Below are 25,794 nucleotides of genomic sequence, written 5' to 3'. Positions count from 1 at the left end.
TTCATCTGCTGCATCATTTGCTGGGTCTTGGACAGTAATTGTGCATGATCTTGTTGTTGTTGCATGTGCGCTATCTTCAACAGTGTAAGTTACTGTATATCGACCTGCTTTAGTTGTATCAACTGTATCGCCACTAACAACGATTTTATCTGTGAGGTTACCATCTTCTTCATCTGTTGCTGTTACACCGTCTTTTGCATTGAATGTGCTGTTTAAAGCAATTGTTTTATCTGTTACGCCATTTAAGACTGGTGCATGATTTTCTTTTTTCTCAACTGTGATTGCGCGCTCTTGTTTTGTTTCTAAATCTTCTTTATCAGTTACGCTGTATTTTACTGTGTATTTGCCTGGTTTAGATGTATCAACTGTGTCACCGCTAATAACGATTTTATCTGTAAGGTCACCGTCTTCTTCGTCTGTTGCTGTTACGCCTTCTTTTGCATCGAACTTGCTACCTTCTTGGATTGTTTTATCAACTACACCTTTTAAGACTGGTGCATGATTTTCTTTTTTCTCAACTGTGATTGCGCGCTCTTGTTTTGTTTCTAAACCTTCTTTATCGGTTACGCTGTATTTTACTGTATATTTGCCTGGTTTAGATGTATTAACTGTGTCGCCGCTAATAACGATTTTACCTGTAAGATCGCCATCTTCTTTATCTGTCGCTGTTACGCCTTCTTTTGCATCGAACTTGCTACCTACTTGGATCGTTTTATCAGCTACACCTTTTAAGACTGGTGCATGATTTTCGGAAGGGCCTTCTGAACCATAGATGATTTGTGAACTTAATTCACTACTTGTGCTACTTCCTAAACGATACATATGCTGAGATAGATCCATTTTAGCAAAGTTTTTGTTGTCAGCATTTTCTTTTGCATCTGTTTTTAATTTAAAAGTAAGGCTTTGTCCTGGCTCAATAAACTGAGAGTCATATTGTGCACTAATATCAACAGAAACGATATTTCCGTTTTGTACCACTGACCCTACTTTGCCATCGCCACCAGCAATAAGGTGCTCATTTGTGCCTAGTTGAATCTTAAGTTGTGGAACTTTAACTGTTTTAGCCACTTTTTCAGTAGAACTTAAAACTTCATTATTAGCAGATTCATTTAATTTCTCATTATTTTTAATTGTAATTGTATAAGAAGAGGAATCCCATGTTTCTTGTGGTATAGTTGTTTCAATTGAAGCTGTAACATCTAATTTATTAGAAGAAAGTGAATTAGCTGGTAAAGCACTTGTTCCTAATAATTCTGTTTTAATTGCAGTTGTTAATTCATCACGCTTCTCAGAACCACTTTGACTTGGTTTATCTTGGGATTGCATCCAAGAAATCATTCCACCTAAGTGATGCTCTTTTACATAATCAGCTTTTGCTTTTACTGATCTTACATTATCATAAGAGAAAAATTGTCCTGTTTCTTTACTGTATAAATATGGAGCTTTTGCTGTATCATCCCAATATTCAGTTAAGCCAGGCACTTCCGTTTTCAACTTATCAATATTACGATAAGCCCAAACGCCAGCTGCACGACCACCTGAACCTGGATTAATTGGAACATCATTCACTGTTCCATAGGTAAGGGAACCATCTGCATCGTGGAAATTCTTTGTAGCAGGTTGGAAAAGTCCAGGATGCTCTGCATCTTTTCCTTCTTCTACTTTATTCCATCCACGAGTATAGAAAGCTGCACCAATAATGATTTTTTCAGAAGGGGCACCATCATTTTCTAAATATTTAACCGTTTCATCGATAGATAGTTTATCATTTGCTGTTGGGTTTTTAGGATTAGAATATAAGCCTGTTTGGTGTCCACTTTGACCTTCCCATGCTCCGTGCATGTCATAAGTCATGACGTTGGCAAAATCAACTACATTAAAGAGTTTTTTTGTGTCTACACTGGTTTGTAGCGTGCTTTGAGAAGTTGCAAGAGCGACAGATAATTCATAATCTTTATTTAATTCTGTACCTTGCTTGTTTAAACCTTCTTTTAGCTTGGTTAGCAATTTAATATAGTTTTCTTTATCTTCTTTAGTAGCATTAGGAGTACCTTCATCATTTACATTATCTACTGTATCACCAGGACGCACCATTCCGGGATATTCCCAGTCAATGTCAACAAAGTCCATATTCATATATTTAATGAATTTTAAAGCATTGTTAACAAAATTCTCCGTTTTCTTAGGATCTTTAGCAACTTCTGAGAATTCTCCGGACTTGGACCAACCACCAATAGATACACCTAGCTTCAAATTAGGGTTTTTAACTCGTAATTCTTGTAGTGAATTTAAAACACCTGAATTAATTCGACTCCAGCCAGAACCATCTTTTGTGTCAGCGTCAAGTGCTGCTCCTTTATCTGTAAATTGGAAATCACCATTTCCATCAAAATCCATGAAAGAAAAATTTAAATGTGTTAATTGCTCAGCGGGAATATCTTTTGGATAAAACTTTCCTTGTCCTTCCCAAATTGACCAATCTCCATAATACATAACGTTATGATAAGCCGGGCTTTGTTTTGTTTTTTTTGCGCTGACTTGTGTTTTGCTTTCTTTAACAGGTGTAATGTCCCCTGCTGCATAAACTGGAGATGTAAATGCTTGTAAAGAAATAACAGCCGCTAATACTGCGCTCACTTTTTTTGCTTTCACCTTATCTTTTCTCCTTTTTCCATTTTTATTTATGAAATACCTGTCTCATCTGAATATTTTATTCGAGACCGTGTTCACATAAGTTATAATACAGGATCTTTTAACAGCGAGAATGACATTTAAGTTCAAATTCAAAACATTTAAGTATTAAATTAGACTTTTTTAATGCGCATTTTATCCGTTCATATGCAAAAGCGACTTTTAAATGGAATAAAAGCCGCTTTTTATCTATTTAAATTACTTAATGATTCTGAGTCCTAGTAAGCCTAAGATCAGCACACCAAGTAAGGATAGGTATAAACTTGTTTGATCACCCGTTTTCGGTAATTTATCTTTTTGTACTGGTTTAACTTTCTGCTTTAAAATTTGTTTGATTGCCTTATTAGAAGTTAAGATACTTGTTGGTTTAGATGGTAGTAGTTTCTCATCTGTATTCTCAGCCTTATTAGAGGTTCCAGGCGCTTTAATCGCTGTATAAACATAGATTATTTCTTGTTTAGCTGTAGTATATACACCTGTTTCATGTCCTTTAACTTCTTTTAACTTATAATCAGCAATCGTTTGGCGCTCACTTTTATATGCTTCGCCAACTTCGCCTTCTAAAACTTTATCTTCTGCTAATTTCTTACCTTGCTCATCTTCGTAGCGAATGATGACTTTTCCATTAGAAGTGACTGGCATTTCTTTTGCGTAGATGTATTTAACTTCTTGTTTTGCAGCTGTAAAATGACCCGTTTGCTCTCCAGCAACTTCTTTTAGTTCGTAACCTGGAATTATTTTTGGTTCGCATTTATATGGATCATTTACTTTGCCTTCTAAAGTTTCATCTGCTGATAATTTCACACCGTTTTCATCTTGATAATGAACGCTGACCTGTCCATTGACGATTGGTGGCATTTCTTTTGTATAAATATAGGTGACTTCTTGTTCTGCTATCGTAAAATTGCCCGTTTCTTCGCCTTCAACATCTTTTAAGTGATAATTTAATATATTTTCAGGACTTGTTTTATAAGATTCACCAATTTTGCCTTTTACGGCTTTATCTTCTGCTATTTTATGGCCTTCTTCATCTTTGTAATGCGTGGTTACCTCGCCTTCGACAGTTGGTGGCATTTCTTTTGTATAAATATATGTGACTTCTTGTTCTGCCATCGTAAAATTACCTTTTTCATTTCCTTTAACATCTTTTAAGTGATAATCTAAGATGTTTTTAGGTGAAACTTCATAAGGCTCACCAACTTTGCCTTCGATCACTTCATCTGTTTCTATTTGATAACCTTCTTCATCTTCATAATGCACAACTACCTTACCATCGATAACGGGTAGTATATCTTTTGTATAAACATAAGTGACTTCTTGTTCTGATATCCTAAAGTTACCAGCCTCTTCACCTTTAACATCCTTTAAGTAGTACCCTACAATATTTTCAGGTGTTGTTTGATAAGCTGCGCCGATTTTACCTTCGATTACTTCGTCTTTTGCTATTTGATGACCTTTTTCATCTTCATAGTGCGTGACAACATCGCCTTCTACTAAAGGTGGTCTATCTTTCGCATAAACGTATTCTACTACTTGTGTTTCAGCAGTAAAACGACCTTCTTCTGAGCCATTTATTTCTTTCAAATGATAGCCACGGATTAATTTTTGTTCACTCTTATAAGATTCACCAATAGAACCAGTTAACGTTTCATCTGCTGCTAATTGTTTTTTTTCTTCATTGTTGTAATGAACGACAACCTTACTTTTTGGTAAGTTGACAATGTCACTTGTATAAACATAATTAATTTCTTTTGTCTCAGCAGAAAAACTGCCTTCAGTTTCTCCCTCTGTAGTCTTTAATCTGTATCCTAAAATATTTTTTACAGTACTTTTATAAGGATCACCAACAATGCCTTCTAATGTATCGTCGTCTGCCAATTTATGGCCATTCTCGTCAATATAATGAATAGCCACTTGACCTTTTTGAGCTGCTACTTTTACATCAACAGTGTACGTATCATTGGCAGTACCTGGCATTATAATTTGCATGGATACATTACCGACTTTTTCGCCTCTTATTTTAATTCTTGTTTCTCCTGCTGAGCCACTGCTTGGTGATAATGAAATTTTTCCATCACCACTAGACTCGAAGGTCCAATCTTTTTTTGTATGAAGCGTAAATTCAGCTTCACCATTGGTTTCAATAATATCAACCTTACTTCCTGGAGCATAGACATTGCTATCGTCATCTGTCATATATGAAGTTGCCCAATCAGGAATATCGGATATTTCGTTTGCTTTTACAGTATTATTACTTACAATATTTAAGCTCGCAAAAATAATTACAAGTATTAGTCCTATACGTGAAGTTAATTTTTTCAATGTCGTGTTCCCCTTTACTCAATTTTTAAGCTCGTCACTATGTTAAACTATTTCTGCTTAAGGGTAAATTACATTTAAATATGACTTGATTACATTTGTAATTTCTTTGCTTATTTTGGAATTTTATAAGTAATCATCCTTTCATCTTTTTTTACTGTATTTTATAATGAAAGAACATACACACAAAGGGAGGGGAAAAAATTTAATGGTCAAACAAATCCTTTATTTTTTGAGAAACGAAGATACAAAAATTGTTGATTACTGGTTTTCTACTTATTACATGAGATCCGAAGAATACGCACTTCGCAAGGAGTACCCTGAATACTTAATAAGAAAAAAAGAAACAGTTCTATGGCTATTTCATAAAATAGAAAGCAGCCTAGATCATGGGTATCTAAATACTAGCACTTTATATCATTACGGTGAAGATGCAAAAGATATTAAGACTCCTCTGCAGAGCTTATTTCACAATGTAATTATTTATTTGTAGCCATTTTTGAGTACTTGTTTCAGCAAATTCAAACCAGGCGTTTTCTTCCATCGCAAGAAGCATTATTCAATTTTGTCACACTAATGCACAAACTTGAAGCTAAGGCTGATACATCTTTAATCCAAGGTTATCTACAACATCAATAGACGAAACAAAATAAATCGAACGAAAGCGACTCAATAGCTTTTAACAGACTATTGAGCCGCTTTTGTTCGATTTATTTACATTAGTATTCCATTGCTAATTAACTAACTTATTCCTGATGTTCTAAAACTTTACGTCCATTAAGTGGCTGGATTTTGCGGTTATTGCCATCATAATATTTATTGAATGTTGCAATTTGCTCACTTGAGACTTCAATTGGTGTTTTCATTAAATACCACTCTACATTTTCAGAAAGTGGTGGTGTTGTAAGTGAGCCTAAATAATGGTAGTACGTTTTATTTGCTGGCAGCATTTGTTCTACATCGATCTTGCCAGAAACGTTAGCTTTTTTGCCTTTTTTAATATTATTTAACACTTCTTGGAAACCAGCATTTTCTTTACCTTCTTTAAAGAAGACTCCAATAACAGCAATACGCCCATCTTGTTCTTGATTGACAAAGTGGGCTTCAATTGGAAAATGTTTTCCATCTATTGTATGTTCACTTTTTGCGTGAAAATGAAATTGCTTTAATTCAAACTGACGCCCATCAATTTTAGCTTTTCCAGTGTCATCAACTTGAATGCTATGACCATTATCTACTTCATCAATTGGAATATCATTATAATCTAGTGTTATTTTTCCTTCGTCCGTCATTTTCTCTGTTTTGTTTGTATCAATATTGATTGGTGATTGAGTTTTCCCTGACTCAAAATCCCATTTATCCTGCTTGCTATAGTCTACCTCCTCTTTTTTTGTTTCTTTCTTTTTGTCTTCTTTAACATCAGTGTTGTTAGAACAACCTGCAAATAATAGCGAGGTTGCCATTAAAGATGCTGCAATTAAACCGGTTTTTTTCATTTACTTCGTCTTCCCTTCAAATTTTTGTACAGCATAATTATAATGAACACCGCGAAAAAAAGCTGTAGATAAAATGTGTCCAAAGCATTAATTACAGTTATAAAATTCCAACATTCACTGTATTTTTGCTGATTTTTATTTTACCTGTTGTTTTTACATCAACTAATCGTACAGACCTTGCCCGGTACTGAATAGCAATTTTTCCAATATCGCTAAATAAATGATGAATTACTACTTTATTATAAGCGGAAACAACCAATGCACGCGGTTCAGACTTTAAATAAAGTGGTGTTTTAGTAGGCGATATTGCTACTAAAAAGGTGGCACGAATACCTAGCGCCGATCGAGTATCGCAATCTTTACCTTGATGATGTCCAATATGTCTAAAGTTAAAGGAACGATTGTCAAAATGTGACAAATGCCCAACAATCTGTGTATCTGATGCCGCTGAACTTTTTTCATGTGCTTTGATTTCGACACCACCAAAACAACCTTCTGTCAGATTATTCATAAGCACACAATGTTCTGTTCCATCGTCTACTTCAATTCCATTAGAGTTAGAAAAACCTGTTTGATGCGCTCGTCCACTTGGATGGTGCAAATAACAATTTGAAATTAAAATAGAATCACTATGATGCGTTGTAATCCCATCATCGCCAAAACCGCTCGCCTCTACTTGATCAATCCAGATAAAGCGACTAGAAAACCGAGATCTCGTCCCATCACCACCGTAGCTATAATAAGCGGATGTAACATCCACGCCATGTAGTCCTGGATCAATAATTTTCATATCGCGCACTAAAGCAAATGCCACATGTGCAAGGGTAATGCCACTTGAAGCAATACCTCCAGTAGCGCTCCGTTCATCGCGACCAAATCGCTCAATATTCCAATCAAGCGTCATTCCTTGAATAATTATTGCTCGGTCTCCTAAAAAAAGATGCCTGTTTCTTAATAATTGTTTTCGCTTAGGTTCATTAGGGTGCATTGTTAATTTTACAACATCACTTCCAGCACCAATTAATTCTGTATGAGAAGGAACAGTTAACCCTCGCACAACGTATTCTCCCGCCGGAATGATCACTTTCCTATTTCCTCTTAAAATAGCTTTTTGAAAAGCAAGTGTAGAATCCGTTTTCCCATCAGGTATAGCTCCATAATCTAACACGTTAACGGTTTGGATATCTTTGTTGAGTTCGGTTAATCTTTCCTTTAATAAATCCGTAAATGTTGTTTTTATATTAAAATTTTCATCGATAAAAACATGATTCATAAAGCTAAAGTCTTTTTTACCTCGGACATAACCCTTTAATGTTTTCTGTGTTTTAAACAAACGGGTAACAGGAAGCTGAAAAAATAACTCATCTGTCTTTTTGACTTCTTCATTTATTTTAAGCGGATAAATAGGGAAATATTCAGCAATCCTTGCCGAAATCCCATTTTTCAACTCCAATTTGCTGCACCTCCTTACATTTTATGTTATCTTTTCTTTAATTACCCTATTTCCCCATTGACAATCCGTACTGTTACTGAAATAATTATAGGAAAAATAATAAAAGGAGTGTTCGTATTGGCGTTTTATTTCGAAGAGCCTTCTCGCACTTTTAGCGAGTTTTTACTTGTTCCCGGGTATTCATCTAAAGAAGCGATTCCAACTCGTGTCAACTTAAAAACACCTATTGTTAAATTTAAAAAAGGTGAAGAACCTGAAATCACAATGAATATCCCCCTTGTTTCCGCAATTATGCAAGCCGTATCTGATGACAATATGGCCATTGCGCTTGCAAAAGAAGGCGGCGTCTCCTTTATCTATGGTTCTCAGTCCATTGAAAGCGAAGCAACAATGGTAGCACGCGTAAAAAATTATAAAGCTGGTTTCGTTATTAGTGATTCCAACATTCGTCCTGAACAAACTTTAGCCGATGTCATTTCATTAAAGGAAAAAACAGGACACTCCACAATGGCCGTTACAGACGATGGTACAGAACATGGTAAATTACTTGGGATCGTAACAGGCCGTGATTACCGAGTAACTCGTATGAATTTAGACGAAAAAGTAGAAAGTTTCATGACACCTTTTGAAAAATTAGTCACTGCAGATAAATCTACTTCACTAAAAGAAGCTAACAATATGATTTGGGATAACAAATTAAATGCACTTCCTCTTGTTGATGAAAACAGACACCTTGTTTACATGGTTTTCCGTAAAGATTATGATTCAAATAAAGAAAATCAATTAGAATTACTAGACAACAACAAGCGTTATGTAGTCGGCGCAGGGATTAACACTCGCGATTATATGGAACGCGTTCCGGCTCTAATTGAAGCTGGGGCCGATGTTTTATGTATTGACTCCTCAGAAGGCTTCACAGAATGGCAAAAGCAGACACTAACCTTCATTCGCGAACATTATGGTGATTCCGTTAAAGTAGGGGCAGGTAATGTTGTCGATCGTGATGGATTTAGATTTTTAGCAGAAGCTGGAGCCGATTTTGTCAAAGTTGGTGTTGGCGGTGGTTCGATTTGTATTACACGCGAGCAAAAAGGTATTGGACGTGGTCAGGCAACAGCTGTTATTGACGTTGCTAAAGCACGTGACGAGTATTTTGCTGAAACAGGTATTTATATTCCAATTTGTTCTGATGGTGGTATTGTCTATGATTATCACATGACTTTAGCACTTGCAATGGGTGCCGACTTTATTATGTTAGGTCGCTATTTTTCCCGATTTGATGAAAGTCCAACAAATAAAGTCAATGTCAATGGCACATATATGAAAGAATATTGGGGCGAGGGAGCTAACCGCGCACGCAACTGGCAACGTTACGATCTAGGAGGCGATAAAAAACTTTCTTTTGAAGAAGGCGTTGATTCTTACGTTCCTTACGCTGGTTCACTTAAAGACAATATTGCAATCAGCTTAAATAAAGTTCGTTCAACAATGTGTAATTGTGGCGCTTTAACAATCCCTGAATTACAACAAAAAGCAAAAATCACACTTGTTTCTGCAACTTCAATCGTTGAAGGTGGAGCACATGATGTTGTGATAAAAGATGCTTCTAACAATTTAATGAAATAAGCAAATAACTCTGGGACATCATGCGATTTAAAAAATAGATTTCGATTGAGTGTGAGCATTTGTATTGAAGAAGATTGCTAGACGTCTAGCAATCTTCTTCAATGTGAGCGCTTGTCGCCAAGTGATTTTGTTTATCAATAAACCCGATACATTTGTCCAGTTTGTGCTCCGTGTACGCTTTTTTCAAACGCTTTAGCAACTCGTTTAGCAGAAACAGGCTCAAATCCTTCAAAAAAGGCCTCCAAACCTTCCCACGATTCTTCTAAAGCATTAGGACTAACTGTATTAATACGAATTCCACGAGGCATTTCAATGGCTGCTGATTTAGCAAAAGCTGCAACCGCGCCGTTAGCCATCGCTGCTGAAGCCCCCTGCCGAATTGGATCTTCCATCATAATCCCAGTTGTCAAAGTAAAGCTACCCCCATCTCGCACATAATCTTGTCCAAGCAAAACAAGATTAATTTGTCCACTTAATTTACTTTGTATCGTTTGACTATTTTTCTCCGGCGTAAGCTCGCTGATTGGTGAAAATACCGCAGCACCTGTTGCACTAATCACTGCATCCACTTGCCCAACTGTTTTATACATTTCACGAATACTATCAACCAATGTAATATCAACGCGCACATCACCACTATGTCGTCCCGCTGTAATGACTTCATCTTTTTTATTTAATCGTTCCAGAATCGCGCTACCAAGCGTTCCTGAAGCTCCCACTAATAAAACTTTCATCTTCAACACCTCACATTTTTTTGTTATACATTTAGTATAACAAATCCAGCTAGAAAAGGAGCGCCCCCTGCTTACTTTGCTTTTTTTCGAGTTAACAAGCCTTTTTGCCTCTTCCATAAATAAAAACTACGCCTGGAAACGCCAATATTTTCATAGATTTCTTGATCTGTTTTTGTTTGCTTACATTTTTGATATTCTTGTGTGCTAAAAAGCAATAATTTCTGATCGGCTGTTAACAATCCTTTTTGTCGATCTCCTAACGCTTCGAGCCATTCAAGTTGTAACAACAGCCTTTCCCGTTCATCTAAAGATATATCTTGTTCAAGCTTTTGTAAAAGATTAAGTTGACATCTTTTTAATAGCGTTCGTTTTAACAATTTTTCCACCTCATCCGTTACCATATCGGTGCTATATCTCCCGTAAATATCTAGGCACTGATTTTTTATATACAAATTATAGCACCAATTAGGTGACAATGAAACAATTTTATCCTTAAAAGAGATCAATAAGTTCCAAATTGGCAACTAAAGTGCTATACTGTTAGCAATATAAAAGAAAGGTAGAACTAAAATAATGGAACTCTACAAATTTATAGGAAAGCAAATTCGCAAATTCCGGGAAGAGCGAAAAATCAGTCAAGAAGAATTAGCTACTAGGCTGCGAACAACACGACAAACTATTAGTCGCTATGAAACTGGCGATCGTAAGGTTAATCAAGATGTATTATATGCGTTAGCTACTCTCTTTGACAAACAATTAGATGAATTTTTTCCACCTCGGAATAAAAATGAACGGTTGCTAACGATTGCTGCTCATTTAGATGATAACGTAACAGATGAAGAAATGCGTGATATTTTAGCCTATATTGAAATGAAAAAAAAGCTCCATCGGGGGGAGTGAAAAATGATGTATGATGAATTGATGAATGAATACCAAGATAAAGTAGTAATTAAAGAAGAAGAAATGCCAGCTAAGCTTCCTGGTTTATTTTTACAAAACACGATTTTTATTGATCGAAAAAAAACAAATGCTGAAAAAAGTTGTATTTTAATTGAAGAACTGATGCACTGGAAATATACTGCTGGCGACATTATTAATCAAACTGAAGCAGCCAACATAAAGCAAGAAAATTTCGCAAGGCGTCGCGGTTACGAGACGCTTATTCCTTTAGAAAAAATCATCTCTTGCTTTTATGAAGGCTACCATGAATATTTTGAAGTAGCTGACTATTTAGGAATAACAGAAGAATTTTTAAGAAAAACAATCGCCTATTATCGGGAGAAGTATGGTTTGATGTATGAATATCAATGTTATTATATCAACTTTAACAAGACCATTGACATTTATCGCAAACTGCCTTAAAAAGTCAGTCTCCCCATAGGATATACTGATAAAAGGGTTGATTTGACAGCTCTAAAATCCTCTAACGTTACAACTCGGCTTTCAAACCATAAGAACAATAATACAAATACACTAATAATGAGACAAGTTACAATAAAACAGCTAAATTTCTTCATGTCTATCCCTCTCATTTTCTCAAAAAGTCAACGTTCCTTAAAGCATTCTTGAAAAGCGGTCTTTTCAAAATATGGTTGAAATGTGTAGCCTTTTGCTTTTAATTGTTGGATAATTGTTGGCAGTGCTTGTAATGTATTTTTTCTTTCATGGAATAAAATAACAAGGGGTTGGTTGCTATTTTTCTTTTTGTCAACTTGAGTCATTACTGATTCAATCACTCCATTTGAATCGTTTTTATAGCGCCAATCATTGCTATCAATATTCCAGTCTAATAATTTGAATCCTGCTTTTTTCACTTCTTGATACTGCTGGTTACTTAAATACGTACTTCCATAAGATGCTCGAATAAGATTGGTTGTTATACCCGTTTTTGTTTTTAACACTTGTTGCGCTTGCTTCATTTCTGGAATAAAGGTAGGGTTGTTGGCTCGGTAAAGTAACTTTGAATTATGCGTATAACTATGCAAACCTAAGCTAAAGTCTTTATCTGCAAGTCTTTTTGCCGTATTCTGATCTAGATTATTGATATTTTTCCCAACAAAAAAGAATGTTGCTGGAACTTCTGCTTGTTTTAAAACATCAATGAACTGGTTTAAGTACACTGTTGGTCCATCATCAAAAGTTAGAAAGACTGTTTTTCCATCAATTTTTGGAGGTATCGCAGCTTTTGGTTCCATTTTTTGGGGTTGGACTATCTTTTTTGATTGAGTGACTTTTTGTGGTTGATTCTCTTCTTGAAGGACTTTTGCATCAGTAAAAAGGCCATTACCTAAGAAAATACCTAAGCCAAGCGTGACAACGACCATGACAATAACGACAGAAAGATCTCGGAATTTCAACTTTTTTTTGCGCATGTTTTATTCCTCCTTTATTTAATATAATCATGATTCGTTAAAGCACTAGCAATATCTTGCGTTGGAATTTGAAATTCCACTGCCCCCATATATCCTGGTGCTACTTCATAAGTGCTAAAAGAAATCACTAATTTATTCTGATTCGTAATATAAAACTTCTTACTTAAATTTTTAGCAGTTAAAACCGATTCGAGTTCTTTCCCTTTCAAATAAACCTTTTGGGGATCTTTCTTTGTTTCTGCGTTCATTTGTTTTTTAATACTTTGTTGAATGAATTGGAGATAATCTTCATTTTTAAAGAGTCTATTTAAAGTAATTAACTGTTGTTTTTCTTTATCAATGGTTAAATATTGATTTTCTACATAACTGCTAGCTCTTACTTCTTCAATAGTTAGTTTAATCGCAAGGAGCCTGTTGGTGTTAGTCACTTCTTTAAAATCACTCGCAACAGAATAATTTGTACCATTTTCATTGACGTATTTTTTATATTTAGCAAATAAAGCATTACCCGTTTGGATATAAGAATGATTAATTTCATCTTCAAATGTTTTATCTTGAAGACCTTTTAATTTTGGTGTTTTAACCGTTGCATTTGTGCTAGCTGTTTTTTCTTGATAATTTTGCCCGGTAATAATACCAACGATATTTTTTAATACAGGAACATTAAGCATTGCGCGGGCTAATGGTTCATTTGTTGAAACCATCGTAAGAAAAATGGCGATACAGACTGGAAGCGCTAAGCCTCCCCATTTAAAAAAATATTTCTTTTCCCTCTTTTTCTTCATTTGCTTTGCTTGATAAATAATTTGGTCTAACTCGCTTGGAATAGGTATCATTTTATATTCTTGACGCATTTTTTCAAAAGACTCATTTCGATTCATGCAAATCCTCCTCGCTAATATCTAGCCGTAATAATTTGAGTGCTTTGTATAATCTTGTTTTTGTAGTACTTAAATTTCGATTGATAATATAGGATATTTCTTGGAGGGAAAGCTCTTCAAAATAACGTAGAATAATCACGGTTTTATATTTTGTTGGCAATCGTTCTAATGCCTCTTTTAAATCAATATTTTCATATTGATCTTCTGTATAGGTATTCAAGTTCCCCATGGTTTCATGGTCCATTAATGTTACTTTTTTCTTTTTTCTTAAAAAGTCAAGCGATGTTCGAACAACAATTTTATAAAACCAACTTTTTATTGCTTCTTTTTTTTTGATTGAATTTAAATGCAGCAACGCTTTTTGGATTGACTCTTGTATGATATCAAGAGCGTCAGTTTGTGTTTTAACGTAGCTAAATGCTAACCGGTAAAAATCATCTTTGTATTCCGCAATACATTCTAAGAAGCATTCCTCCATATCTTCTTTCATTCAAAATAGCCTCCCCAAAATACATGTATACTAATTAGACGGATGAACTCTTGAAAAAGTTTGTTTTTTTATTTAAAAAAAACAAACTTTAAAATGATACTTCCTTATTTTATAAAATCATAACGCCTAATGTGGATTTAAGCTTTAAAATACGAAATACATGTTGATCAATTTCTGTTTCAGTTATTTGCTTTTTTTGGACTGCTTTTTTTATAAGTGGAATAGCACTTTCATAATCGTTATTCATGATACAGTCAGCTCCTGCTAGAATTGCCATCATATCAGTCGGAACAGTTGGATGTTTTAGAGAGAATTTTACAATGGCTTCCATATCTAGCGAATCCGTGATAATCACGCCATTAAATCCTAATTTTTTACGTAACAAATCGGTTATTATTTTTGGAGATAATGAAGCAGGGTATTCAGAATCCATTTTTTCAAATAAAACATGGCTGACCATGATTGCAGAGACACCGCTTACAATTCCTGCTTTAAAAGGTAGTAAATCTTGCTTTTCTAATTGTATTAGCGCTTTATTGTTGATCGCAAAATCTTGATGTGTATCAATCGCTGACCCGTACCCGGGAAAGTGCTTGAGTGTTGCAGCCACATGTTTTTGCCAAGCAGGGACTACTTTCTTAATATAGTCAGCGGTTACATGATAATCTTGCCCAAGTGTTCTTTTATAAATATAACTGCTGGTCATAGGTGTGACATCCGCAACAGGTGCAAAATTCCAATTTATTAGTAAATCCCTCAAAAGAGCCGCTACTTTTTTTGCCTCAGTGACCGTTCCATTTATTCCTGCTTCATTATAGATCTCTTGTGGAGAAGAAAAGGTCTCTTCACCAATAATAGCTGGATGGTTAGTTAATCTTGAGACCATTCCACCTTCTTGATCAATTCCTATAAGTAATGGGATTTTAGCATTTAATTGAAATTTTGTTATTTTCTCTTTTAACGTTGTTGAATTTTCGCCTGTTAGATCTTCATCATATAAAACAAGTCCACCTAAATGATATGTGGCAATATCACTACACATTTTTTCTTGATTGATTACGGTTCGTGAGATAAACATTTGGCCAATTTTTTCAGTTAAGGTCATTTGCTCAATTTGGTGATTGATTTGATGATCATCATACATTTTAAAAGTCCTCCTCATACCGCTTTAATTATAACCTAAGAAATTTGAGTCATAAACTGTTTTTATACAAAAAATACTCGGCAGCTCTAAAAGCTACCGAGTATTCTTCTTTTATTTAGTTATTCCGTCTAATGCAGATTTTAAATCTTTATCTTCAATTTTGACATTAGCAGCTTTTACTTCTTTTGCAATTGCTTTGGTTTGTGTTTCTTGGTTCATTTTACTTGCAAGATAGTCTTTTTTAACTTGTTCTTTGTCTTTTTCAAAAGTTGTTTTCTGACCAAGTTTATCCAGCTTGATGACATGGTATCCGTATTTGGTTTTGACAGGTTCGCTGATGTCGCCTTCTTTTTTAAGAGCATAGGCAGCTTTTTCAAACTCTGGTTCCATTTCGCCTGGGCCAAATTCTTTTAATTTCCCACCATCATCTTTATTTGACGTATCTGTGGAGTATTTTTTAGCAAGGTCTGCAAATTTGTCACCATCTTTTAATTTGCTCTCTACTTCTTTAGCTGTTTTTTCATCTTTGACTAAAATATGTGAAACCGTAATTTTAGGCTTCCACGTTTTGTAGTACTCTTTTAATTTCTTATCGTTCACACCAATGTAATTTTCCGTTGCTTTTTGAACTAAAAGATTAGTTTTAGCGCTATTCTTAAGCTGCTCTTCGGGATATTGTCCACCGTATTGTTGCTTATATTGGTCTGTTAAAGCTTGCACCTCTTTATCAGAAACCTTATATTTCTTGTTTAAAACTTTTTGAATGATCGCTTGTTGGAGAAATTGATTCCCAGAGCTCTCTTTCATTGTTTTATATAAATCCTCTTTCGTAATATTACCAGCATCCGTTTTAGCGATAATATCGCCATTCCCGCATGATGCCAATACTAATAAAACACTTGCGCACATAAATGCTAAAAATAGTTTTCTCACTTTTTATTCTCTCCTTATATAGTTTATTAGTTACCTTAATTATTCCATAATAAAAACAGAAAAACAAGGTATATATAATGATAAAATTATAATATTTTTATGTGAATTTCATGACTATATAAGGAAAGATCCGTTTACAGCTTTATTTTCCTACATAATATGAATTTTCGTGTGAGATTTCTAAAGTCTTGATTTCAGTAATTGTATTATCTAGCTTAACTTTAGTAAATGTATTTGTATCGGAAGGATTCACATAGATGGTTAAGTTTGCTTGATCATAAGCTGACCAATAAACATTATAGTCACTCGTATTACTTGTATGATCGACTTTCTCCCATCCTGGCGCAATCATGACACTCTTTGTTACATTATATAAGCGAATGATGGCTTCTTTATCTGTCGGCGTATCAACAAATTCACTTAAATATGCGGCACGGATAAAACGACTTGGAGATGTATAATCTCCTGGTAACCCTTGTAAGCCAGAACCAGATTCAATTTGTTCTACTTCTTGGCCGCGAATCACTTTGGTCTCACTGCGGTTATAATCAGTTAATTCCATATAGTTACGAAGATTATCTAAATGCCATTCATAAGTAGGACTGTTTGTCATAATTCCCATTGTATCCTTATGAATTATAAAATCTCCATTTTTTACAGGTTCAAGTACAATATGCCGTTGATCTTTATCCACAAAACAGTAATGCGAGGCTACTTGGAGAGTATCAAGATATTTTTCATCAACTAAAGCGATTTTTTCAACGGCTTCAGCAATTTCATCAATTGTACTATACTGGCTAAGGATCCAAGCTACGAATTCTTCACCAAAAAGAGGCGTTTTATCACGCGCAATAATCTTTTCTCTTGAATCCCACTCGCATTCTTCTAAGTAAAAGAGCCCACCAATTAGCCCTGTCTCATTCATACCGTCAAAATATAGGTCTGTGTCAGGGACTGAAGCTCCTAAAAAAGCATATTTAGTTTTCCACGTGGCACTTTGGCCCTTCATTTCATAATTTTTAGGTATCGATTTTATTTCGGTGTTAGGATCAAAGTAGTTATCTAATGTTCGCGACCAATACATATTTCCTTCTTGTGATTTCAATGTGATATTAGAACATAACATAAGTACACTCATTCCTTTTCTGAATTTTTTTCGTCAAACTGCTTAATAATGCGCGCAAGAAGCAAATTGACAGAATTAGTATTTAATAATCTCTTTACTTTCTGATAATAACACAATATCGCAAAAAAATGTATTAAAACGGATTTTTATCATTTTTATGTGGTTCACTGTTGCATTTCCAGACCGCTTTCAATGAAAACAAAATTGTGCCCTGAAAAAATTGGATTTTTTTCAGGGCACAATTTATGATTAATAATTTAGTAATTCTCGTTCACTTGTTACATTAACAATAAACGCACCTGGATGCAATTGTTGCAATACTTGTCGCATATTTGATGTCGGTATAGCCACACAGCCAGCCGTTGCTGCACCATTTGAGCAGTGTAAGAAAAAGCCTGATCCTCTCCCTTTTACACGGGTAGTATTATAGTTAATGACTACACCATATTTATACTGAGTTGGATAACTTGCCATATGCTCATCAGCTTTATTTGAAGAATGACGCTCTTGCCATGTATTGTACTGCGGGTCCTTCACATTACTGATCCAATAAGAACGATTGGTAATATGCCTAAAGGATAATGAAGTACCAGGATTACTTGTTCCAAAAGCAAAACCTAGAGAATAAGCGCCACGTGGTGTCCTTGAATGGTATTCATCTGCAGCTCCTACACCTTGTGATCCAACTTGGCCATAAGTTGAAAATACTTGGTGCCAATTTGAACCTGATTTTTGCCAAAATTTCACGTTTGCAGTGGAACCACTTGCTACAACTGTGATGATTTGACTTGTCCGACTTGCAAGATTCATTTTGGCAACAATTGGTTGATTTGCGTTATTTTTTTCTTTAGTACTTGAAGGAGAAACATTCCCACTTTTTTTAGTATTGTTTTGTGTTGTGCTATTCTGTGCAGTGTTTTGTTCCCTGCCCCCACTACTTTGCTTTGCTGAATTTTTTTGATCATTTGAGGTAATGGCTTGTTTATTCTGGTTAGATTCTTTTACTGTTCCTTGCGTTTCAGTATCTTTTGGCTTTTTGGTTAATAATGTATAAGCAATTTTAATATCTTTACTTAGCTTTGTTTCGACTAGTTTTTGAGGAGTATGTTTTTCCACTTGTATTTTCGCATTATTAATGGTTTTTTGTGTGATATTATTGGCCAATTCTTGTTTTTTTTCGTTTTTAAACAATGCTGCTACTGTTTTCTGTGAATCCTGTACACGCTTATGTAGTTTAGCTGCTTTTTTGATGGAATTTATTAATTCGTTTTTATGCTGTTTATTTTTCAGTTCACTTGTTAGTTTTTGTGCTTTGCTCGCATTTTCTTGTGAATAAGAATCACTTAATATTTTTTCATCTTTATTTGCAAACAACTGACTTACTGCGATATTTGCATTTTGTTCGAGTGATTTTTCTTTTTTCAAACCCGTTTTATGCGCCTCCACTTGCTCTTGGTGTTTAAATGCTCCAAACGATACAGCAGCGATTAAAATAATAAATACAGTAATAGCTATATAAATACCTCTTTTTTTCTTCATTTGATAAATCAGCTCCTTTTTTAGGGTACAAAATATTAATCACAATATTTTTGATATATCCTTTTTTACCCTATTATGAATAGTTTATTCAAAGAGTTTGTACTGTTTATATGTAACAAAAAAGAAGCAAACAAAAGCTAATTTTATCAGCTTGTTTGCTTCTTTTTGGGTTTGTTATTAACAATAAAAAGTTTTTTATTGCGTTATTCTTGTATATAATTTATTCATTGATTTGCTATTTCCAGAAATTCGTCACTTTTAAGATTTAAATATTTTAACAAATGTCAGCAAAAAAAATGCTCAATACTTCAGACCGTTAGCATGTTTATTCTTTATTAAATAGTTAGGCTCTATTTAGAAGAAATGGCATAATAAAACCGTCGTCTACCCTTGGCGAACGTTCGTCAGTGGTAATACTATTTTCCAGTTTTATTGCGCCGATTGTAGTTGGTTGCGTTTTTCAAGTACATATTAGAAGAGCGACGCAATAAAAATAAGTAGACGAATCAATTCTAACCCCATAAAAACACCCTAGCTACAGCAACAGCTAGGGTATTTGGGTGTCGTTATGATAATACTATTTCCACATTTATTATAGCGTAGAAATAATTTCCCGTCAAAATACCATCATTCTTTATTCTAATTTATTTTCACTCGAAATTGACATGATACTAGAACTAATATTCGTAATAACACGAGTAAAGTAGAAGTGTAATTTCTTGCTAAACTAGCTGGTATTTGTTTTTACAAATTAAATTTTATTATAAAAAATCCTCTCTTTAAAAGAGAGGGAAAGATAAAATATTAACTAAGCTTTAGTTATAATTAGCCTTCCCTCCAGTCATTCCAATAACTAAGTTGTCCTTTGCCATTCCCCGCAACGGATACTGCTCGAACACATATTTGTGCAGACATACCTTTAAATGGACCAATAGCATAGCGGAATTTAGCACGGGCATATCCTTGCTTGTCATGAGATACATAGTTTGTTTTTGTAATCAAATCAACCTTCACAAGAGGATTATAGCTATACGTACAATAAGCTGTTGATCCAATAGTTTTTTGTACTTGCCCTTTACTAACTTGATAGGAAACATCTAAGTGAAGCCCATACATTTTCACACCGACAAGTTTGTAGCTGAAATTTTTTCCTACGTTCTTTCTTGAAGTTGACGCTCTTAGAACTATATTTTTATTACTTGGGTCAGGAGTTGTATCTTCGACTTCAACTACTGTTTTTTCTTCTAGTTTTTTCGGATCATTCAAAGCTTCAACAAATTCTTTTTGTTTTGTCTCGCTTAGAGAATCAAAAATATCTAAATTTCTTTCAGCAGTAATCCGAGTATCCATATCATCTGATGTAGATTGAGCTTTAAAAATAGATATAACAGTTTTTTTAGTAATTTCTTTTTTATTTCCCCTTTGATTAGTAACTGCATGTGCATTTTGTGAAATACACATAGATACCCCAAGCAATATCGCAAATACTACTACTAAAATTTTCTTTTTCATTTCATTTACTCTCCTAATTGTATATTGTGAAATTATTCACTAAATAATCTTATCAAAAAAGTTTTCAATTTGCAAAAGAAGCAATAATTCCGATGATCAGAAGTAGTGTAAAAATAATTTGTAGAGTTAACGCAATATATCCTATTAGTTTAGAAACCTTATAATATGGTACATTTTTAGGTGGAGTTAATAGAAGAATGACAAAAGCAATACCAACTATAGGTAATATAAAGGCTAGTATTGAGAATATAATTAGTTTAGTCATATCTACCCCAGTATAGGAATCTAATTCTTGTTTCATTGATTCAACAACCTCTCTTTCTGTATTTAATAAAATATCTAAAGAAGTATCATAAAGCTTACTTAAACTTACTAAAGAAATCACATCAGGATAATTTTTATTAGTTTCCCAATTAGAAATAGACTGTCTTGTTACATTTAGTTTTTCAGCAACCTCTGTTTGAGTCATTTTTTTCTCTTCCCGGAGTAATTTCAGTTTTGAACCAAAATTTTTCATATTTAGCGATCCCCTTTATTTTATTTTTAACACATTTTTAAGAAGAATAAAAGATAGATATTCTTGCTTATAGCTTTGTAAAACAACTTTTACATTATATTTCGCCTTAATTTGAATGATATACTTTATTTTTTTTATAAAGGGAACTTCAGTTGAATTTACAATCTCCAAGACCAACAACATCTTTTTTTACAGTTTTTCAAAAGTGATATTGCTAAGCTGCTTTATTCGACCAAATTCTGCAAACGCTCCGAGTACATTAAATAACAGTCATTGCATCCTTAGTTTCTAAATGATGCTTTTTAAACATAAAATATGTAATGAATAAACCTATAATAGATAACGGATTTAATAATGTGATGAATATGTTTTTATCTACAAAAATATAAATAATAAATTGGTATGCTGTTAATATCATAAACCAACTCTCAGCATAAAAAATAGAGTTATACTTAACATCAATTTTTAAAATTTTTCTCGAAAGATAATAAATGATGGTTACCAAAATGTAATTAATAAGCACGATAACTAAAATACTAAAAATAACTAACAGTACAGCTAAAAACTTAAATTTAACATCGTTATGAATTAAGCTAAGAAAATGGTTAAATTCATAAGGAGCTGCTTGTTTATAAGAAATGACAAGAGATAGCACCCCTGATAGGATTAATAAAAACAAAATTATAATCTTTTTCCATAAGTTCATACTTATATCTCTCCCTATATAAAAATTTCTTAAATCCTACTCGTGAAGGTTGGGATTTTCTTTAAACTTGGCATAAGTATGTTTTTCTCACCCACTTTACCTTGATTAATTGCTTTCTTAATAGAATGCAAAGTTTAAGTTTCCAGAAAAGGGAAAATACAGATATAAAATTATTGACTTCGTCCAATAATACAGATACAATTAAAGTATCAAAGATAACTCGTGAAGGAAAAACACTGGGTTCCAGAATGGAGTAGACGTTTTTGTCGAGCATTCCTATGTGCCTGGGGTTATCTTCTCTTTAAACTCTCGACAAAGCTGTCGGGAGTTTTTTCAATTTCAGAAAGAATAAAATCAATAAATTGTTGAGAATAGGTAAAGTACCGTTGTTTTCCAATCACATGTTCATAGGCATATTTTTCATTTTGCTTAATATTATAAAATTCGATTATTAAGTTCAATATGTATTGATTAAAACCTGATTTATAATTTAATCTTATGTTTTTTCTTTTCAACCTTTCTTGAACAGCTTTTATTACACTATTATAAGAATATTTATGAGTATCACATGGATCTTTTAATTCTTTAACAACTGTCACATTATTGTTCGAGTCCTTATTAATACTTACCTTAAAATCAGCCTCTGATCGTTTTTTAGTAATATATAAATTTTGCTTGATATCAACAGAAAATTTTTCAGAATTATAAGTATCGCTAAGCACATCAATATCATTAGCTTGAGAAATAAATTTTTCTGCGATCTCAGGCGGATATTTCAATTTTATTTGTTCATTTGAAAGAGGTTCATAGCTTGCCGAAATAGTTAAAAAATTTTGTGCAATATGTTTTGTAATATCTCTCGAGTGAAATTTCTGAATTTCATTAACAAAATTTAATACACAAGCTTGAAATAAAGGGGCATACTTTATTTCATAATCCTCTGTAATAAAATGTGTACTGATATTACGAAGTTCGATAATTTTTTCAAGGTTTAATCTTATTCTTGTATTTTTATCGGTATAAACTTTTCTAATGGTCCTTTCCACACTTAATGTCCGCTCTGGATTGTCTTTATAATAAATAGGGTGGCCTTTTTTTATTAATTCTGCTTTTAACATTAACTCCCAGGCATTAATTATAAAGAAAGAAAACCCTTCAATTCGATATTTAATTGTAGGCTTATTATAAATTTCAAGTCCCATTATAAACGCTTCTATGCTTTTATCAATAAGTTTTAATTGAATATTTTCCATATAATATCCCCTATTCATAATAGTATACTAATTATTATATCACAAACTTTCATCATATTAAGTATTAAAATTAAAAAGAGAGTCCCCATAACCGGCCTATCTCTTTTTGAATTTTTTATCACTAAGTTTATATTTTCAGGATAATATATAAAGTACAAGTAGTCACTTATTTTTTTCATAATATCGAGCTTTTTTCTTCCACTTTATCCAATGTCAATGATAATAATACATTAAAAATAAACAAATAAACCCCAATAACAAATGTATTTAAGTAATTAGCTTCCACATATGACGTAATCGCAATATAGATATATGCTGTAGCCTCTGTAAATAAAAAGTAAATAAAAAACTCAATAGCTATATACCATTTATTACGTGTTTTTTCAAAATCAGTTGTCATTTCAAAGATGAATGAGGTCGCTATACTATAAAGAAATAACAAACCACCTTGGATCAAGTAACCCCAGATTCCAAATGTCTCTACATTTACTCCTGGCAAAAGATGCATCCCCCAGAAAATAAAACTAAACAAAAAGAGAGGAATAATTAAAATACTAATAATAAGCATTGTTAGCAAGAAAATAGCACTTGTGCTGGATAGTATATCTTTCAATCGTTGCATTGTTCCCCTCCTTTTTATACAGTTAGCCTATTTTTGATTATGTAATAGATATACAGTTGATCACTTAATTTTTCTTCATCTTTCTAAAAAGCCTCATAATCAAATATATCACCAAAACAATAATAACAACTAAAATTAATGCACCAACTATATTAAAATTACCCATTTTCCCCGTCACCTCCCATATATCATATAAATTAAATTTACTAAAAGGGATTGTTACTTCAACATATGCCATTATATATGTATAAGTTGCAAATAATACTGAATATTTTCCCTTCCAATATACCTAGTATCGCTATTACCAATTCATCCATATGCGCTTTGTGTGACTACAGATTTTATTTCGCTAACTTTATAACTGCTTTTATTTATTTTAGCAGTTTTTTTACCTGAATACCACTGGTTTTCAGAGTTAATCGAATTTAAATGGTTGCTAATTTTATTAGAAAAAGTTACTTCTGTTAAGATTTTGCTTTTAGTAAAACTTTTGGAACTTGTCCCTTTATACTACTATAAATACAAAGAGCCACTTCAAATTGAAGCAACTCTTTATCTTTACTTAAGTATACGACTATAATTCTCTGGCGTAACAAAGCTATATGATTAGTAATATTGTTATCAAAGAAATTTTCTTCCATGATAATTTCATTAATATCACCTATCTTATAGAACTAGATTTTTTATCACTTCCATTATAAAGACCAACACAGCAAAGTACGTGAATGAAAAAATGTTGCTATAGCTAGAATAAATCCTAACAAGAAAATAAGTGGATTAATTCAAGCTATTTTGAGTTAATTTATATTCTGGTTACTTTTGCACGTAGAGGAAAAAATGAATGCTAGCAACCGCATTTTACACCTAAAATCATATGCCTAAAAGTGTATTGCTTCCGAAAAAACTTAACCGTTCATCACTTGAACCAGCACTTACTTTATTACATAAATAAGTAAAATTTAAAAGAAGTAATACCAATCAGCCTACTGTGAACAAATAAAACACATTATATTCCTAGTTGCATATTCATATAAATAAATATGCAACTAATATTATTTATAAGAGTGATAACATAAATAAATATATACCAAAAGAAGACACCTTTAATAGGATATTCACTTTTAAGAAACTTACTAAATCTAACTAACATAATTAAATCAAAACTTCTATTAAACTTTTTTGTTCGATCTAAATTTATATCTCAGCCTATTTTTTAGAGAAATTCTTTCTTTACGTTAATTTTCACCCTAATATTAAATACAATTTCTATAGTTAAATTTAGAGGCACAACTAATCACTCAATTTTTCTTTATCTTTTTAAAAATCTTCGTAATCAAATATATCACTAAAGCAATAATGACAACTAAAATTAATGCACCAACTATACTAAAATTACCCATTTTAACCTATCACCTCTCATATACCATATAAATTAAACTTACCAGAAGAAGTTGTTACTTCAACATATGTTGTTGTATATGTATAAGTTACAAATAGTGCCGAATACTTTCTCTTCTGATCTAAATAGTTCACTGTAGCACCCTTTCTAGAAGTCGTACTTGTCAAAGTAGATTTATGAACTAAACCGATATACGTGCCCCCATTACCAATTAATCCATACGTGTTTTGTGATACTACAGATCTTATTTTGCTAACTTTAGAACTACCTTTATTTATTCTAGCAGTTGTTTTACCAGAATACCACTGATCTCCTGGATTGAGCGAATTCAAATGACTACTAATTTTACCAGAAAAAGTTACTTTTACTCCCATTGAGGTTTTGCTTTTAGTAAAACTTTTAGAGCTTGTTCCTTTATAAAAGTGAATCCCTCTTAACATTGGATTTGAATTTTGATCTTCTCTGTTAGCATAATGAACAATAAATTCAGCATCTTCTTTAGAAAACGGCGCTTTTTCATCGTATTTTTCATCAATCAAACTAAAACGCTCAGCTATTTGTTCTTCATTCAAACCTTGATTACTTTTATACACAATCTCATTCGTTTGAGGCAAATTAGTATCTCCACTAGCTTTTACCATTACAGGAAACAAACAAAAAAGCAACAATAAACTTCCGACTAATAAGAAATACTTTTTTTTCATTAAAACAATTTTTTTCATGTTAGTTCTCTCCCTTACTCGTTTTTTGTGATACGCTTTCATAATACCATGAAAAAGGAAATTAAACGATAAATAAAATTGTTATATTTTTCAAAATAATAAAACTTATTTATCGGGGCTATCTAAAAAACAAACAAGGATACATGTATGCTAATAAAGTATACAGAAAACCTGATTTACCATTAATTAAATAAACACATAGTTAGAAAAGAGTTTTTATTATGGTAGACAAACGCAAATCATCACTCAAATTTTATAA

At 33.1% G+C, this 25,794-nt stretch carries 22 protein-coding genes and 1 pseudogene; 4 read left to right on the top strand and 19 right to left on the bottom strand.

What is annotated here, in order from left to right; all coding sequences use genetic code 11:
* Window positions 1-42: 42 nt before the first annotated feature.
* Window positions 43-2,493: pseudogene (locus G6Q10_RS10185) on the bottom strand (glycosyl hydrolase family 18 protein); the annotation flags it as partial.
* Between the two features lie 396 nt (window positions 2,494-2,889).
* A complete protein-coding gene (locus G6Q10_RS09670) occupies window positions 2,890-5,013 on the bottom strand; it encodes a MucBP domain-containing protein (RefSeq protein ID WP_163655506.1) in 2,124 nt (707 codons plus the stop codon).
* 205 nt (window positions 5,014-5,218) lie between these two features.
* On the opposite strand from G6Q10_RS09670, the gene G6Q10_RS09665 reads away from it, so the two are divergent.
* Window positions 5,219-5,503, top strand: a complete 285-nt coding sequence (locus G6Q10_RS09665; RefSeq protein WP_163655504.1) for a hypothetical protein — start codon at window positions 5,219-5,221, stop codon at window positions 5,501-5,503.
* A 253-nt stretch (window positions 5,504-5,756) separates the two neighbouring features.
* Here the strand turns inward: G6Q10_RS09665 and G6Q10_RS09660 are convergent, their stop codons facing one another.
* Together G6Q10_RS09660 and G6Q10_RS09655 are read right to left on the bottom strand one after the other, a co-directional pair.
* Window positions 5,757-6,506 (bottom strand): carbonic anhydrase, encoded by a 750-nt coding sequence (locus tag G6Q10_RS09660; RefSeq protein ID WP_163655502.1) that lies wholly within the window; start codon window positions 6,504-6,506, stop codon window positions 5,757-5,759.
* A gap of 97 nt (window positions 6,507-6,603) precedes the next feature.
* Window positions 6,604-7,959, bottom strand: coding sequence for a glycosyl hydrolase family 28-related protein (locus G6Q10_RS09655; RefSeq protein WP_197914094.1), 1,356 nt, complete (start codon window positions 7,957-7,959; stop codon window positions 6,604-6,606).
* A gap of 117 nt (window positions 7,960-8,076) precedes the next feature.
* Here G6Q10_RS09655 and G6Q10_RS09650 point away from each other — a divergent pair, with 117 nt between their 5' ends.
* Window positions 8,077-9,585: an IMP dehydrogenase gene (locus G6Q10_RS09650; RefSeq protein WP_163655500.1), complete on the top strand. Its 1,509-nt coding sequence runs from the start codon at window positions 8,077-8,079 to the stop codon at window positions 9,583-9,585.
* Between the two features lie 134 nt (window positions 9,586-9,719).
* On the opposite strand, the gene G6Q10_RS09645 is transcribed toward G6Q10_RS09650, so the two are convergent.
* Complete coding sequence (locus G6Q10_RS09645) at window positions 9,720-10,319, bottom strand: short chain dehydrogenase (protein ID WP_163655498.1); 600 nt, start codon at window positions 10,317-10,319, stop codon at window positions 9,720-9,722.
* 71 nt (window positions 10,320-10,390) lie between these two features.
* The gene (locus G6Q10_RS09640) at window positions 10,391-10,720 is read right to left on the bottom strand and encodes a hypothetical protein (protein WP_163655496.1); all 330 of its coding nucleotides are present in this window, start codon (window positions 10,718-10,720) and stop codon (window positions 10,391-10,393) included.
* A 172-nt stretch (window positions 10,721-10,892) separates the two neighbouring features.
* Between G6Q10_RS09640 and G6Q10_RS09635 the strand changes: the two genes are divergently transcribed.
* Window positions 10,893-11,219, top strand: a complete 327-nt coding sequence (locus G6Q10_RS09635) for a helix-turn-helix domain-containing protein (RefSeq protein ID WP_163655494.1) — start codon at window positions 10,893-10,895, stop codon at window positions 11,217-11,219.
* A 6-nt stretch (window positions 11,220-11,225) separates the two neighbouring features.
* Window positions 11,226-11,681, top strand: coding sequence for an ImmA/IrrE family metallo-endopeptidase (locus tag G6Q10_RS09630; RefSeq protein WP_163655854.1), 456 nt, complete (start codon window positions 11,226-11,228; stop codon window positions 11,679-11,681).
* Between the two features lie 182 nt (window positions 11,682-11,863).
* Here the strand turns inward: G6Q10_RS09630 and G6Q10_RS09625 are convergent, their stop codons facing one another.
* The 13 genes from G6Q10_RS09625 to G6Q10_RS09565 form a co-directional block, all read right to left on the bottom strand.
* A complete protein-coding gene (locus G6Q10_RS09625; RefSeq protein WP_163655492.1) occupies window positions 11,864-12,691 on the bottom strand; it encodes a polysaccharide deacetylase family protein in 828 nt (275 codons plus the stop codon).
* A gap of 14 nt (window positions 12,692-12,705) precedes the next feature.
* Entirely contained in the window at window positions 12,706-13,572 is an 867-nt protein-coding gene (locus tag G6Q10_RS09620; RefSeq protein ID WP_163655490.1) for an anti-sigma-V factor RsiV, read from the bottom strand.
* Window positions 13,559-14,062, bottom strand: a complete 504-nt coding sequence (locus G6Q10_RS09615; protein ID WP_163655488.1) for an RNA polymerase sigma factor SigV — start codon at window positions 14,060-14,062, stop codon at window positions 13,559-13,561. The genes G6Q10_RS09620 and G6Q10_RS09615 overlap by 14 nt, the downstream gene beginning before the upstream one ends.
* A gap of 109 nt (window positions 14,063-14,171) precedes the next feature.
* The gene (locus G6Q10_RS09610; RefSeq protein ID WP_163655486.1) at window positions 14,172-15,206 is read right to left on the bottom strand and encodes a glycoside hydrolase family 3 protein; all 1,035 of its coding nucleotides are present in this window, start codon (window positions 15,204-15,206) and stop codon (window positions 14,172-14,174) included.
* A 111-nt stretch (window positions 15,207-15,317) separates the two neighbouring features.
* On the bottom strand, window positions 15,318-16,115 hold the full coding sequence (locus G6Q10_RS09605) for a peptidylprolyl isomerase (RefSeq protein WP_163655852.1): 798 nt from the start codon (window positions 16,113-16,115) through the stop codon (window positions 15,318-15,320).
* Between the two features lie 166 nt (window positions 16,116-16,281).
* Complete coding sequence (locus G6Q10_RS09600) at window positions 16,282-17,265, bottom strand: linear amide C-N hydrolase (protein ID WP_163655484.1); 984 nt, start codon at window positions 17,263-17,265, stop codon at window positions 16,282-16,284.
* Between the two features lie 249 nt (window positions 17,266-17,514).
* On the bottom strand, window positions 17,515-18,804 hold the full coding sequence (locus G6Q10_RS09595; protein ID WP_163655482.1) for a toxin Cry1Ac domain D-VI-related protein: 1,290 nt from the start codon (window positions 18,802-18,804) through the stop codon (window positions 17,515-17,517).
* Window positions 18,805-19,629: 825 nt separating this feature from the next.
* Window positions 19,630-20,316, bottom strand: coding sequence for a hypothetical protein (locus G6Q10_RS09590; protein ID WP_163655480.1), 687 nt, complete (start codon window positions 20,314-20,316; stop codon window positions 19,630-19,632).
* Window positions 20,317-20,380: 64 nt separating this feature from the next.
* On the bottom strand, window positions 20,381-20,833 hold the full coding sequence (locus G6Q10_RS09585) for a helix-turn-helix domain-containing protein (protein ID WP_163655478.1): 453 nt from the start codon (window positions 20,831-20,833) through the stop codon (window positions 20,381-20,383).
* 259 nt (window positions 20,834-21,092) lie between these two features.
* On the bottom strand, window positions 21,093-21,539 hold the full coding sequence (locus G6Q10_RS09580) for a hypothetical protein (protein WP_163655475.1): 447 nt from the start codon (window positions 21,537-21,539) through the stop codon (window positions 21,093-21,095).
* Between the two features lie 290 nt (window positions 21,540-21,829).
* Window positions 21,830-22,792 carry a DUF3644 domain-containing protein gene (locus G6Q10_RS09575; protein WP_163655473.1) on the bottom strand — a complete coding sequence of 321 codons (963 nt, stop codon included), beginning with the start codon at window positions 22,790-22,792 and terminating at the stop codon, window positions 21,830-21,832.
* 175 nt (window positions 22,793-22,967) lie between these two features.
* Window positions 22,968-23,414, bottom strand: a complete 447-nt coding sequence (locus G6Q10_RS09570) for a hypothetical protein (RefSeq protein WP_163655471.1) — start codon at window positions 23,412-23,414, stop codon at window positions 22,968-22,970.
* A gap of 1,416 nt (window positions 23,415-24,830) precedes the next feature.
* The gene (locus tag G6Q10_RS09565; RefSeq protein ID WP_163655469.1) at window positions 24,831-25,535 is read right to left on the bottom strand and encodes a hypothetical protein; all 705 of its coding nucleotides are present in this window, start codon (window positions 25,533-25,535) and stop codon (window positions 24,831-24,833) included.
* Window positions 25,536-25,794: the final 259 nt, after the last annotated feature.

The sequence above is a fragment of the Listeria sp. PSOL-1 genome (assembly GCF_902806445.1).
Lineage (GTDB): Bacteria > Bacillota > Bacilli > Lactobacillales > Listeriaceae > Listeria.
The sequence above is the reverse complement of the archived record's forward strand: the minus strand, read 5'-3'. Positions and strand labels throughout refer to the sequence as shown.